11 protein-coding genes are annotated in these 12,889 nt (G+C 55.1%); 7 read left to right on the forward strand and 4 right to left on the reverse strand.

The features are described 5' to 3' along the window. Positions 1–47: 47 nt before the first annotated feature. The 4 genes from C9I92_RS06955 to C9I92_RS06970 all read right to left on the reverse strand — a co-directional run bounded on the left by C9I92_RS06955 (position 48) and on the right by C9I92_RS06970 (position 5,695). Positions 48–2,585: a penicillin acylase family protein gene (locus C9I92_RS06955; RefSeq protein ID WP_053061798.1), complete on the reverse strand. Its 2,538-nt coding sequence runs from the start codon at positions 2,583–2,585 to the stop codon at positions 48–50. Between the two features lie 237 nt (positions 2,586–2,822). Continuing rightward, positions 2,823–4,127, reverse strand: a complete 1,305-nt coding sequence (locus tag C9I92_RS06960; RefSeq protein WP_047884951.1) for a TRAP transporter large permease — start codon at positions 4,125–4,127, stop codon at positions 2,823–2,825. Then, complete coding sequence (locus tag C9I92_RS06965) at positions 4,121–4,654, reverse strand: TRAP transporter small permease (RefSeq protein WP_047884950.1); 534 nt, start codon at positions 4,652–4,654, stop codon at positions 4,121–4,123. The genes C9I92_RS06960 and C9I92_RS06965 overlap by 7 nt, the downstream gene beginning before the upstream one ends. A 9-nt stretch (positions 4,655–4,663) precedes the next feature. Beyond that, positions 4,664–5,695, reverse strand: a complete 1,032-nt coding sequence (locus tag C9I92_RS06970) for a TRAP transporter substrate-binding protein (protein ID WP_084712535.1) — start codon at positions 5,693–5,695, stop codon at positions 4,664–4,666. A 220-nt stretch (positions 5,696–5,915) separates the two neighbouring features. On the opposite strand from C9I92_RS06970, the gene paaZ reads away from it, so the two are divergent. The 7 genes from paaZ (at position 5,916) to paaF (ending at position 12,886) form a co-directional block, all read left to right on the forward strand. Beyond that, positions 5,916–7,970, forward strand: coding sequence for a phenylacetic acid degradation bifunctional protein PaaZ (gene paaZ, locus C9I92_RS06975; protein WP_047884949.1), 2,055 nt, complete (start codon positions 5,916–5,918; stop codon positions 7,968–7,970). 433 nt (positions 7,971–8,403) lie between these two features. Further along, entirely contained in the window at positions 8,404–9,336 is a 933-nt protein-coding gene (gene paaA / locus C9I92_RS06980) for a 1,2-phenylacetyl-CoA epoxidase subunit PaaA (protein WP_207103929.1), read from the forward strand. Positions 9,337–9,350: 14 nt separating this feature from the next. Continuing rightward, the gene (gene paaB, locus C9I92_RS06985; RefSeq protein WP_047884947.1) at positions 9,351–9,638 is read left to right on the forward strand and encodes a 1,2-phenylacetyl-CoA epoxidase subunit PaaB; all 288 of its coding nucleotides are present in this window, start codon (positions 9,351–9,353) and stop codon (positions 9,636–9,638) included. Positions 9,639–9,651: 13 nt separating this feature from the next. Beyond that, on the forward strand, positions 9,652–10,440 hold the full coding sequence (gene paaC, locus C9I92_RS06990; RefSeq protein ID WP_047884946.1) for a 1,2-phenylacetyl-CoA epoxidase subunit PaaC: 789 nt from the start codon (positions 9,652–9,654) through the stop codon (positions 10,438–10,440). 9 nt (positions 10,441–10,449) lie between these two features. Further along, positions 10,450–10,956 (forward strand): 1,2-phenylacetyl-CoA epoxidase subunit PaaD, encoded by a 507-nt coding sequence (paaD, locus tag C9I92_RS06995; protein ID WP_047884945.1) that lies wholly within the window; start codon positions 10,450–10,452, stop codon positions 10,954–10,956. A gap of 13 nt (positions 10,957–10,969) precedes the next feature. Continuing rightward, the gene (paaE, locus tag C9I92_RS07000; protein WP_047884944.1) at positions 10,970–12,025 is read left to right on the forward strand and encodes a 1,2-phenylacetyl-CoA epoxidase subunit PaaE; all 1,056 of its coding nucleotides are present in this window, start codon (positions 10,970–10,972) and stop codon (positions 12,023–12,025) included. A gap of 27 nt (positions 12,026–12,052) precedes the next feature. After that, positions 12,053–12,886 carry a 2,3-dehydroadipyl-CoA hydratase PaaF gene (gene paaF / locus C9I92_RS07005; protein ID WP_084712533.1) on the forward strand — a complete coding sequence of 278 codons (834 nt, stop codon included), beginning with the start codon at positions 12,053–12,055 and terminating at the stop codon, positions 12,884–12,886. Positions 12,887–12,889: the final 3 nt, after the last annotated feature.

Consider the following 12,889-nt stretch of genomic DNA (forward strand, 5'->3'; position numbering starts at 1 on the left):
AGGCTGTCTTATCATCTCCGAAACCAGATCTAGCTCCAGATCTTTAATCAAATGCGTTGCGGGTCGGGTAAAGAGACCGTCAGCACGGTTTTGTCCGGGCTAGTCTGCTCAAGTGCCTCGCGGGATGAGTAGACAGGCTTCAGACGGAACTGCACAAAGTCCTCATACTGATCGTTATAGTGAGCGGAACGTTCCCCGTTGGGTGAGATAAAACCGGATTGCCCTGGGGCGGCGACTTCAAACGCTTCAATTTTGTCACGACCAAACACCGTCATGTTGTTTTCCGTGCCGCGATTGAGTGCGATTGGGGTGTCGGTAACTTCATCCTGCCCGGCCTGCGGTACACCAATATAGTTTTTATGGCTAAAGCGCAGTACATCGACCTCATCATGCCAGCTGTTGCTATTGGTGCCGTAGCGGGCGGTCACGTGGTCAATGGCAGTGCGCAGTGCATTCAACTTAAGCGAGTCGGTCTTTTGTGTGGTCAGGTACGTCGGGTTAGACCAGATGGCAGCCAGTGCTTTCGTCCCGGTCTGAATGTTATAGCTGTTGGTCAGCACGCGTTCTTTGTTGCCGTAACCGGGGTTGGTAAACCAGCCGCGTTGGGGATCCGGAAGCAGCGGCGTGTAGGTCAGGGTCAGTGCTTCGGACAGCCAGGTACGGAACAGGGTCGAAGCCGGGTGATCATAGCGGCCGTCACCGTTGTCATCGGTATTGCGGTAGTCCCAGGACGCCAGCACCTCAGCCGCCTGTTGAAGGGCAGGATCCTGGCTGTGACGGGCCAGGGTCACTAACTGCGGAACAAAGTGACGTGCGTTAGGATCGCTGAGCGATGCATCCATCATTAGCTGCCAAGCATCCTGTGCAGTGAGCAAGTTGGCTGCATCGACCCGGCGGGTAATTTCAAGATTTCGGTCGACGGTATTCCAGCTGTACCACCACTGATCCGGATTAGGAAACCCTTTGGCAGGGCGATTGTTCCAGTTGGCAATGTAACCGCTGCCCGGATTCAGTACCTGCGGGTTGGTGGAAAACGGATACAGGCCCAGCCAGTCGGCGCTGCCGTCACCGTTGGTGGGCAGGCGACCATCGACGCCCGGATGGCGTATCGGGTAGTGGCCGCCGAGGGCATAGGCGATATTGCCTTGCTGGTCGGCATAATACCAGTTCACGTTAATGGCACTTTGCGCGACTTGCTGCTGCCATTCTTGGTGGTTACTGGCCTGGGCGACTTTGTTCCAGGCCAGCAGGGTAGACAGCTCTTTACCGGCCCAGCCTCGTTGCTTGGCAAAAGCGACCTGATTCTGTGGGTCATAGTTGATCACAGGGCCATGCACGGAACGGTATACTGTAATGATACGGTCGGCTTCGCCTTTGACTTTCACCGTCTGATGCTGCTTATCGAAGGCAATATAGCGGCCTTTATACAGGTATTCTTCCGGGTTATCCGGGTTCAGCGTGAGCCGGAACAGGTCCACATTGTCCCCTGCGCCCCAGGTACTTCCCCAGGAAATATGCTGATTATGACCGAACTGCACCAGCGGGTAACCAGCCGGAGAGTTGCCTACGACGTCATAACCGGCGCCGTGCAGGCCGACGGAATAGGTGTAGGCTGGACGATAGAAGCCAAACTGAGGGCCGTTGATCAGTACCGCGTTGGCCCCCGCAGTTTTCGCTTTACCCAGTACCAGAATGTTACTGAAAGGGGCTTCCTTGAAACCGCGCCAACCCAGGGTGCCTTCAAGGCCGGTTCTGGCGGCGAGGGTTGTCTCATCCGTAAATAGGGCTTGAGTGGTTGGGGCGGCAGACGTCTTGGCGATCACCGCCCCTTCGCTGTTGGTCTGGCGAAGCGCGGCTACGCGCTCATTTCTGATTTTCTGACGTGCCTGCGCAGTCCACTCACCGTCGGGAATGGTATCAACGGCCTGTTGGCTCTGGTACGGCAACAGGGCATCAAACAGAGCCCGGCCTTTGGTTTTTCCGTGTTGTTGTTGCAAGGCCTGCAGTAACTGTTGGTTTTCCAGCTCGGTGTTGTAATCCCCGAAACGGTTAATCATCGAACCGACAAACACCATAACGACATCAAATGGCTGCCATTGAGTCGGGGCGAAGTGGCCGTCCAGAAACTGTTTGGGCATCAGGGTGTCTGGTGACTGTTCGATATGGCGAATCCAGGCGTTGAGGCCATCGGCATAACCCTGAAAAATTTCGGCATCTTCGGGCGGGAGTGCGTTCAGGGCCTGACGGATCGCATCCGGGTTGTAATGCTCGCGGACTTTGATATCCAGCGGCAGGTACTCTTTGCCCAGCACTTCAGCAACCTTGCCCTGCGCGCTGCGCTTGGCCATTTCCAGCTGATACAGGCGATCCTGCGCAATGGCATAGCCAAAGCCGTAGAACAGCCCATAAGTGTTGTCGGCGTAGATATGCGGAGTACCGTAGTTATCGCGCAGAATGGTAATGTCTTCCTGTGCGGCTTGTCGGGTCTCTGCCAGCGAGGCTTCGGGCATCGGCAATGAAGAGCAGGCTGTCAGCAGTGACAGACTTACCAGAGCAAGGCAGGGAGACAAAGTGTGTTTTTTCATGCGTTGAATAGTCCTTTACGTCGTAGGGATAAATGTTTTTGAGACAGCCTGAAATCAAAAACACGAATGGAATAAAAAAAGCCGGAAAACAGTCACAGAATGAAATCCGGCAGAAAAAACGGGTGTCAAACCGGTGTTAACAAATTTCGGATATCGAAAAGTAGGGATATCAAAACGTACCAGTGAACATACGGGCGGCAGGAACCGCCCGTAACCAGCACAACAATCAGTGCTGGATTAAGTGGTATAGAGCATGCCTGGCAGCCAGAGGGATAGCGCCGGAATAAACAGCAACAGCATCAGCCGGATAATGTCGGCGCACCAGAACGGGGTGACCCCTTTGAAAATCGTGCTGGTTTTTATGTCTTTAATCACACCGCTCAGGACAAAAATATTCAGTCCGACCGGCGGAGTGATCAGGCTGATTTCCGTCACAACTACGACAATGATGCCAAACCATATCAAATCAAAACCCATGCTCTGAACCAGCGGGTAAAACACCGGAATGGTCAGGAGTAACATCGACAGGCTTTCAAATACGGTGCCCAACAGGATGTAGATACCAATGATGGCCAACATCACCAGAATTGGCTCGGCACCGACTGACGAAATCAGATTCACCAAATCGTCGGGTAGACCGGCCCGGTTGACAAAATTGGAGTAAATCAGGGCGCCGATAATGACGCCGAACAGCATGGTACTGGTTCGGGCGGTTTCGATCAGGATGTCCTGCAATATCGCCAGTGTCAGGGTTTTGCGGTACAGCGCAATCAGAAATGCCCCGCCAGCGCCGATGCCTGCGGCTTCCGTTGGCGTGAAAATCCCACCGTAAATCCCCCCCATGACCAGCACGAACAGACCGAGAATGGCAGAGACAGAACGAATCGCATGCCACTTTTCTGCCTTGCTCATGCGTTCGCCGCAAGGGCCGGCTTTCGGGTCACGCCACACCACGTAGCGGGTCGCCAGCATGTACAGCACAATCCCTAACATCCCCGGCAGAAAACCGGCGGCAAACAGGTCGCGAATACTCTGCTCCGTCAGCACGCCATAGATAATCAGGATCACACTGGGTGGGATCAGAATACCCAGCGTACCGCCTGCCGCGATTGAAGCGGCGGCCAGCCCGTCGGAGTAGCCGTATTTTCGCATCGACGGCATGGCGACTTTGGCCATGGTTGCTGAAGTGGCCAGACTGGAGCCTGATATCGCAGAAAATCCACCGCAGGCGGCAACAGTCGCCATTGCCAGTCCGCCCTTTTTGTGGCCAAAAAAGGCATAACAGGCGCGGTACAGTTCCTGAGACAAACCGGCCTTAGTGATGAAATTGCCCATCAGAATGAACATCGGGATCACCGACAGGCCGTAATCCTGAGCTGTGTCTATTAGGCGTTTGGCACTGATCGACAGTGCACCATTGATGTTCCAGTCGCCCAGCGCGGCATAGCCGATGAATCCGACTATCCCCATCGCAAACGCAATCGGCATCCGGAGCAGAATCAAGACCATCAGCACAGCGAAACCAATCAGTGTGGTCAGCATGTTGCGTCCTCCTGGTTGTCATATTGCTTGCCGCAGAACTGGGTAATGCACAGCACCAGTGAGGTCACGGCGGTTAACCAGCAGGAGATCGCCAGAAAGTAAATAAAGTAGTACAGCGGGATTTCCAGGTATTCGGTGATTTCACCATAACGCTGAGACCGTACCGCCAGATCCCAAATTTTGATCCCAATAGTTACCAGACTGAAAGCAACCGCCAGACTGAATAGCGCATCGCGAACCCGCTTCACGCCGGTCGGAATAATGCTGTCGGTCAGATCGACACTGATGTGTTCCTTGCGCCAGGTGATCAGCGGCAAGGTGGCAAAAATCAGGCTGCCGAGCAGCAATTCCGTCAGTTCAACACTGCCGGTCAGTGGCATATCAAAAAAGTAGCGTCCTACGACATCGACACAGGTGATGGTCATCAGGCCGAACAACAGCAGGGCGGCTACCCGTTTGAGTAGCCGGTCGAGATGCCGGGCGCCCCATTCCCAGCATCGGGTGAAAAAGTGTATTCCTTGCTTCATGACACGACCCTATAGCTCGATCGGCTGGTAGTTGCGCGCTTCCTGGCGGAAGGCATTCAGGGCGGTTTTCGCATCCACGCCACGGCGATTGGCGGCTTTGACCCAGTCTTCATCCATGCCCTTAACCGCTTGCTGGAAAAACGCCACATCGTCGTCAGAGGCATTCACTACTTTGCTGCCGCTGGCAATGATGTCTTGCTCGCCCACATCATCGGCGGCGGCCCAGGCACGACCGGCCAGCGCGGACAAACGCTCACCGGAGACTCGGCGAATGGCTTCACGATCTTGTTCCGACAGCTGCGCCATGAAATCAGGGCTGAGGAAAATACCGAATGATCCCATGTACAGGCCATGCGGCAGCTTGATGGTGTAAGGGGTAACATCTTTGAACCGGCCAACTTTCATCATATCCATCTGCATGAAAATACCGTCAGCCACGCCCTGTGAAAGCATCTCGTAAGCTTTGTTGGCAGGAGCATTGACGCCGGTGACGCCCAGACGCTTACCGATTTCCGTGGAGACGCCACCGCCGACCCGGATCTTTTTGCCGGCCAATTCGCGGATGCTGGCAATAGGGTTTCGCAGGTGGATCTGTCCCGGTCCGTGGACAAACAAGCCAGCGACTTCAACGCCATCGTACTCACCGGCCTTCTGGAAATATTGTTGATTGATGCGCCAGTGAGCGACAGAAACCGCTTCGGCACCGGCATCCAGCCCCGGCAGTTCGGTCATCTGTGAGAGCTGAAAGCGACCCGGCAGATAGCCGTGGAAGGTCCAGGCGGCATCAATAGCTCCGTCTTCGACCATGTCGACCAGGCTTTTCGGGTGACCGACATCGTATTCCAGTTTGATTTTTACCCTGCCTTCAGTGGCGTCTTCTATCCATTGTCCCCAGGTCGGAAACACGTCCTGATTCATGGTGTGGGTCGGACTGAGCCAGGTCGCGATACGGAGTTCATGCTCGGCGGCTATAGCACTACCGGCGAACATCCATCCTGCGGTGATCCCGGCAGTAAACGTCATCATGGCTTTTTTCAGCATAACAATTCCTTTTTTGTAACGGTTGGCCAGAGGTAAAAATAAACATGACACACAAAATAAAATTTAACAAAGAAATTGTATCGTTTTTATTTGATGTTTGTTGTTTGGATGTTACATTTGTGATCGATAACGAGATGACACAGCCTCTGCATTCCCTCTCTGGCGACTGCCTGAAACGGGTGAGACGTCATCGTTGATACGCCAAATTAGGAAGGACACGATGGAAACGTTACATAGCTACGTAAAAGGAAACTGGTATGTCGGTGGCGGGAAGCCACGGGTGATTTGCAGTGCGCTGAATGGCGAAGCCATTTACCAGCTCGACAGCAGCGGGATCGATAACCAGGCCATGCTGGCGTACGGGCGGGAAAAAGGCAGCCGGGCACTGGCCGGTATGACGTTCCTGGAGCGGGCCACAATGCTGAAAGAGGTGGCCAAATGTATTCTGGCACATAAAGAAGAGCTGTATGCGCTGGCGGCCGAGACTGGTGCAACTCGCACCGACTCATGGATTGACATTGAGGGTGGTGCCGCAACCTTTTTCAATTACGCCAGCTTGGCGAACCGCGAACTGCCGAATGATACGGTATGGCCGGAAGACGATCTGATTCCGTTGTCAAAAGAAGGTACCTTTGCCGCTCGCCACATTCTGACGTCAAAGCCTGGGGTGGCAGTACATATCAACGCTTATAACTTCCCGTGCTGGGGGATGCTGGAAAAACTGGCGCCAACCTGGCTTGGCGGCATGGCGGCCATCGTAAAACCGGCTTCGGATTCGGCCTATGTGACCCAGGCCGTGGTACGCATTATGGTTGACAGCGGCTTGGTGCCGGAAGGCGCGATTCAGTTGGTATGCGGTTCAACCGGCGATCTGCTTGACTGCCTGGATACCCAGGATGTGGTCACGTTTACTGGCTCGGCCCAGACCGGTCAGATGTTGCGTGCCACGCCAAACCTGATTGAAAAATCCATTCCGTTCACCATGGAAGCCGACTCAGTCAACTGCGCTATTTTGGGTGATGATGTGACTCCGGAATCCCCTGAGTTTGCACTGTTTGTCAAAGAAGTATGCCGTGAAATGACGGTCAAAGCGGGTCAGAAATGTACGGCGATTCGCCGTGCCATGGTGCCGCAGCATTTACTGGAAGCCACCAGTCAGGCACTGGTTGAGCGACTGTCACGGGTAGTGGTTGGTGACCCGGCGCAGGAAGGCGTGACGATGGGCGCACTGATCAGTCAATCGCAGCGTGATGATGTGCAGGAGCGTGTGACAACGCTGTCCAATGTGTGCCGAGTCGTGACCGGCGGTACGCTGGACGGGTTTGAGCCACAGGGAGCGGCACAGGGGGCGTATTATCCGCCAACGCTGCTGGTGTGCGATGATCCGTTCAACGCACCAGCTGTGCACGACACCGAAGCATTTGGTCCGGTTTGTACCCTTATGCCATACCAAAACCGCGATGAAGCGGTGTCCCTGGCTAAGCTGGGACAGGGCAGCCTAGTCGGTAGTTTGGTGACTGCCAGCGGCGCGTTTGCCGCTGATATGGTGGCCCGTATTGGCCATGCTCACGGGCGTCTGCATGTGCTCAATGCTGAATCGGCCAGAGAGTCTACCGGGCACGGTTCACCACTGCCGATGCTGGTGCATGGCGGACCCGGTCGCGCTGGTGGCGGCGAGGAAATGGGCGGCTTGCGCGGGGTGAAGCATTATATGCAACGTACCGCTATTCAGGGCTCACCGACCATGCTGGCCGCGATTGGCCGTGAATGGGTACGGGGTGCGGAGAAAATCCGCGATGTGGTGCACCCGTTCCGTAAGCATTTTGAGGACATTGCGATCGGCGAATCACTCACCACGGCACGACGTACCATTACGGAAGCTGACATTGTTAATTTTGCTTGCCTGAGCGGCGATCATTTTTATGCGCACATGGATGAGATTGCTGCCCGTGAATCCATGTTCGGTCAGCGGGTTGCGCATGGCTATTTCGTGATTTCTGCTGCGGCCGGTTTGTTCGTAGAAGCGGCACCGGGGCCGGTGCTGGCCAACTATGGGATGGAAAATCTGCGCTTTATCGAACCTGTAGTGATTGGGGACACTATCCAGGTCCATCTGACCTGCCAGCGGAAGATCAAAAAGCCGCAGCGCCGACCTGAGGATGTGCCTCAAGGCGTGATTGTATGGGATGTGGAAGTGGTGAAGCAGGACGGCTCTACGGTTGCGTCATACAGCATCTTGACGCTGGTCGCCCGGCGGGAAGGCGATGTTGCCTGAGCCTTCGCGTCTGTCCGAGATGCCTGCGATGTAAAGTGGTTCTGCTGTTTATAGGGTTAGAGGCTTGTAGCTCAAAGCTCAAAGCTCATAGACGGGTTTTTCGCAGGTATCCCGGTATTTACTGCGTTGTCAGCATCGCCACAAGTCTGATTTGTATTGTGTTTTTCTCCATTTTGGGGACGGCTTGATCGTCCCTTTTTTTCACCGTTTTGGTGCCTATTTTCCCCTCCTGCCACTACCTCGATAACTCTCTTATCAATTTTTTATTTCCCTTACCTGCTCGTTACTCTTTTCTCCTGCTGACTCCTCACCCTTTTAAATACAGATGTAATCACTTTGTGAAAAATATTTTGATTGCTCGTATTGCCAAAGTGAAAATAAGTGATACATTAAAAATCACAAACGATAAATTAATGTGTCATATTGGAGTTGGATGATGAATGAGTCCGCGCTGTTCGAACAGAAGGTCGCCAGTGAAACGGCGATAGAGCCTAAGGATTGGATGCCTGAGCACTACCGCAAAACCCTGATCCGCCAGATTGGCCAACATGCCCATTCGGAAATTGTCGGCATGCTGCCGGAAGCAAACTGGCTGACCCGTGCCCCGACGCTGCACCGTAAGGCCGTACTGCTGGCCAAAATCCAGGATGAGGCCGGTCACGGCATGTATCTGTACAGTGCAGCGGAAACGCTGGGCGGTGATCGCACCGAGCTGTATCAGAAGATGTTGGCTGGCGAGATGAAGTACTCATCCATCTTCAATTATCCGACTCTGACCTGGGCGGACATCGGCGTGGTGGGCTGGCTGGTTGACGGGGCGGCAATTGTTAATCAGGTGGCGCTGTGCCGGACTTCGTACGGCCCTTATGCCCGCGCGATGGTGCGCATTTGTAAGGAAGAAAGTTTTCACCAGCGTCAGGGCTATGAAGCTGTGACGGCACTGGCGAATGGCACGGAAGCACAGCGCGCGATGCTGCAGGATGCCATCAACCGCTGGTGGTGGCCGTCGCTGATGATGTTCGGTCCGAATGACAGCGAGTCGCCGAATTCCGCTCAGAGCATGGCGTGGAAAATTAAACGTCTGAGTAATGACGAGCTGCGTCAGAAGTTCGTGGACAACACGGTTCACCAGGTTGAGGCGCTCGGCATGACGGTGCCTGACCCGGATCTCAAATGGAATGAAGAACTCGGCCACTATGAGTTTGGTGAAATCGACTGGGAAGAATTCAATCAGGTCATTCAGGGTCACGGGATCTGTAATCAGGAGCGCTTAGATGCCAAGCGCCGCGCCTGGGATAACGGCGCCTGGGTTCGCGAAGCCGCACTGGCTCACGCCCGTAAGCAAAACGTTCGACAGGTAGCATGACAAGGAGAGTAGAAATGAACACAGCAACTTGGCCTCTGTATGAGGTGTTTGTCCGAAGCAAACAGGGATTGGATCACAAGCATGTCGGCAGCGTTCGCGCCGCTGACAATCAGATGGCACTGGAAGCGGCCCGCGATCTGTATACCCGTCGCAACGAAGGATGCTCGGTATGGGTCGTGGAATCTTCCAGCATCACGGCTTCCCAGCCGGAGGAGAAAGGCGCGTTTTTTGATCCGTCGGATGACAAAGTGTACCGCCATGCGAGTTTCTACACTATCCCGTCCCATATCAAGCACATGTAACGGGGATTGGATCATGACTACCTCGACTTCTGCAAACGGCACAACTGAATCGTCGGCGTTGTTGCAACGCTATGTACTGCAACTGGCAGATACCAGCCTGATATTGTCTCACCGCTTATCCGAATGGTGCGGTGTCGCACCTGAACTGGAAATCGACATGGCGCTGTCGAACATCGCATTGGATCTGCTGGGTGAAGCCCGCCATTTGTACCAGTATGCCTCTGAGCTGGACAACCAGCAGCGCACGGAAGATGACTTCGCGTTTTTACGCCATCAGTCCGAGTTCCATAACCTGCTGCTGGCCGAACACCCTAATGAGGGGTTCGACATTACGCTGACGCGCCAGTTCCTGTTTGACAGTTACCACTACCTGTTGCTTGACGCGCTGCAGCAGAGCAGCGATCCGCAACTGGTAGCCGTTGCCCGAAAATCTCTGAAAGAAGTCAGCTATCACCAGCGTTTCAGCCGCGGCTGGCTGATCCGACTGGGGGATGGCACGGCGGAGAGCAAACAGAAAATGCAGCTGGCGCTTGATGCACTCTGGCGTTTCACCCCAGAGATGTTTGTCTGCTCTGACGCCGAACAGGCGCTGGCTGAACAGGGTATTGCGGTGGATGTTGCCAGCCTGAAAGCACAGTGGCTGGAGACGGTAACTGAGGCCTGCCATGAAGCCGGGCTAAATGTACCGCAAACCGCCCATCGTCGGGTTGGCGGCAAAGAAGGCCGCCACAGTGAGCACCTGGGCTACATCCTGGCGGAAATGCAGTTCATGCAAAGGGCCTATCCCAACAGTCAGTGGTAAGGAGGGGAGATGGTAACGCAGAACATCTCACAGCTTGGCCATCCGGCACAGGCGAAGGTCTGGCAGTTGCTCGGCGCGATTCCGGATCCTGAAATCCCGGTGATCACCATTGCCGAACTCGGCATGCTGCGCAAAGTGGACTACCGCGGCAACGAATGGGTGGTGACTTTCACACCGACCTATTCGGGCTGCCCGGCGACAGAGATGCTGATCGCCGATATCCGCCAGACCATGGAAAGTCACGGCTACCTGCCGGTGCGGATTGAAATCAGGCTCGATCCGGCATGGACCACTGACTGGCTGACGCCGGAAGCTCGGAATAAGCTGACCCGATACGGCATTGCGCCGCCGCAGGGACAAGCGTGCATGACCCGCTCCCTGCCGGATGAAGTGCCGTGTCCACATTGCAGCAGCACCCAGACCCGGCTGATCAGCGAGTTTGGTTCGACAGCCTGCAAGGCACATTATCAGTGCCGCGACTGTCTGGAGCCTTTTGATTACTTCAAATGTATTTAAACGAGAACAAACCATGACAGATTTTTACCCCTTGACCATTCAGGACCTTGAAAAGGAAACAGCGGACTCAGTGGTAGTGACGTTCTCGTTGCCTGAAGCGCTGAAAGCATCTTTTCGTTTTACACCCGGCCAGTACCTGACCCTGAAAGCGACCGTCAATGGTGAGGAACTCCGCCGCTGTTACTCCATTTGCTCGGCAGCCAACGACGAAGCACTCAAAGTCGGCATCAAGGCAATCCCGGAAGGGCGCTTTTCCCAGTTCGCCAACAGTGCGCTGCAGATTGGTGACTCGCTAGAGGTCATGGCACCGCGCGGCCACTTCGGCTTCCAGCCGGATGCGGCCAACCGCAACAACTACCTCGGCATTGCCGTCGGTTCCGGGATTACCCCGATTCTGTCAATGCTGAAAAGCTGCCTGGCGAGTGAGCCGGACAGCCAGTTTACCCTGCTGTATGGCAACCGCAGCCTGAGCAGCACCATGTTTCAGTCTGAACTGGCGGACTTGAAGAATCAGTACCCGGATCGCCTGCAGGTGGTGTACCTCTTTTCCCGGGAACGCAACGAAGCGGCATTGCTTAACGGGCGTCTGGATGCTGACAAACTGCGTGAGCTGGGTAACAGCCTGTTCAATTGGGGGGACTTTGACGCCTGCTACCTGTGCGGCCCTGATGAAATGCTGGAACCCGCATATGTTGCCCTCAGTGAAGGCGGGCTGGCGGAAGATCGTTTCTTCGTGGAGCGTTTCAATACCACGCCAGCCAAGCGGGCTGAGATCAAAAACCAGTCAGCCTATACCAAAGTGCATCTCAAGCGGGACGGACGGGTGATGACCCTGGAAATGACCGCGCAGGATGACAACATCCTGGATGCCGCGCTGCGTCAGGGGGCGGATTTGCCCTACGCCTGTAAAGGCGGCGTATGTGCCACCTGTATCTGTAAGGTGAAATCCGGACAGGTTGAAATGGGGCTGAACTACAGCCTGGAAGCCGATCAGATTGAGCAGGGCTATGTGCTGAGCTGTCAGGCGGTGCCGACCTCAGACGAAGTCACTGTCGATTTTGATGTGTAAGACTGGCCATTCGTGCAAGGAGGCACTATGCAGGCGGAACAAACAACAGCACAACAGGCTGAGCAGCCGCAATCTGAACTGGCATCACACCCATATGAGTATCTGGCGTGTGACCTGACCCGCCGCGTACTGACGATCCGTTTTACTCATTATCAAAAACGCAATGCCCTGACCAATGACTGTCTGGCGGAGCTGGCGGCGGTGCTGGAGATGGTAGACGGCGATGACAACATCGGGGCGGTGGTGCTCACCGGCGGTGCTCACTGTTTTGCTGCCGGGGCCGATCTCAACGAACTGGCCAGTCAGGATGCGGTGGCAACCTGGCAAAATCCCAGACCTCAGCTGTGGCAGCGTATCGACAGCTTCAGCAAACCGCTGCTGGCAGCGGTGAATGGCTATGCCTTTGGCGCAGGGCTGGAGCTGGTGCTGCTGTGCGACGTGGTTATCGCCGCCGAGCAGACCCGTTTCGGCCTGCCGGAAATTACCCTAGGGCTCATGCCGGGGGCTGGTGGCACACAGCGACTGAGTCGTACGGTCGGTAAATCGCTGGCCAATCAGATGGTGCTGACCGGCATGCCGATTGATGCCCGCCAGGCTTGTAGCGCCGGATTGGTCAGTGAGGTGACACTGGCGGCGCTGACACTGGAACGCACGCAACAACTGGCTGTAGTGATAGCCAGCCGCGCACCGCTGGCCGTGAAAGCCGCCAAACAGGCACTTAAACAAGTACCGGAATTGCCGCTGAGTCAGGGCCTGAAACAGGAAAGACAACTCTTCTCACTGTTGGCTGCGACACAGGACAGACAGGAAGGCATCGACGCTTTCTTTTCAAAACGCACACCGAAATATCAAGGAAATTAAACA

Origin of the sequence: Photobacterium ganghwense (assembly GCF_003025595.1) — a bacterium.
Classification (GTDB): Bacteria; Pseudomonadota; Gammaproteobacteria; order Enterobacterales; family Vibrionaceae; genus Photobacterium; species Photobacterium ganghwense.

What these genes read in the sequence shown, in the direction of transcription:
- C9I92_RS06955 (WP_053061798.1), bottom strand. Translation starts at nt 2,585, where the DNA reads ATGAAAAAACACACTTTGTCTCCCTGCCTTGCTCTGGTAAGTCTGTCA.
- C9I92_RS06960 (WP_047884951.1), bottom strand. Translation starts at nt 4,127, where the DNA reads ATGCTGACCACACTGATTGGTTTCGCTGTGCTGATGGTCTTGATTCTG.
- C9I92_RS06965 (WP_047884950.1), bottom strand. Translation starts at nt 4,654, where the DNA reads ATGAAGCAAGGAATACACTTTTTCACCCGATGCTGGGAATGGGGCGCC.
- C9I92_RS06970 (WP_084712535.1), bottom strand. Translation starts at nt 5,695, where the DNA reads ATGCTGAAAAAAGCCATGATGACGTTTACTGCCGGGATCACCGCAGGA.
- paaZ (WP_047884949.1), top strand. Translation starts at nt 5,916, where the DNA reads ATGGAAACGTTACATAGCTACGTAAAAGGAAACTGGTATGTCGGTGGC.
- paaA (WP_207103929.1), top strand. Translation starts at nt 8,404, where the DNA reads ATGATGAATGAGTCCGCGCTGTTCGAACAGAAGGTCGCCAGTGAAACG.
- paaB (WP_047884947.1), top strand. Translation starts at nt 9,351, where the DNA reads ATGAACACAGCAACTTGGCCTCTGTATGAGGTGTTTGTCCGAAGCAAA.
- paaC (WP_047884946.1), top strand. Translation starts at nt 9,652, where the DNA reads ATGACTACCTCGACTTCTGCAAACGGCACAACTGAATCGTCGGCGTTG.
- paaD (WP_047884945.1), top strand. Translation starts at nt 10,450, where the DNA reads ATGGTAACGCAGAACATCTCACAGCTTGGCCATCCGGCACAGGCGAAG.
- paaE (WP_047884944.1), top strand. Translation starts at nt 10,970, where the DNA reads ATGACAGATTTTTACCCCTTGACCATTCAGGACCTTGAAAAGGAAACA.
- paaF (WP_084712533.1), top strand. Translation starts at nt 12,053, where the DNA reads ATGCAGGCGGAACAAACAACAGCACAACAGGCTGAGCAGCCGCAATCT.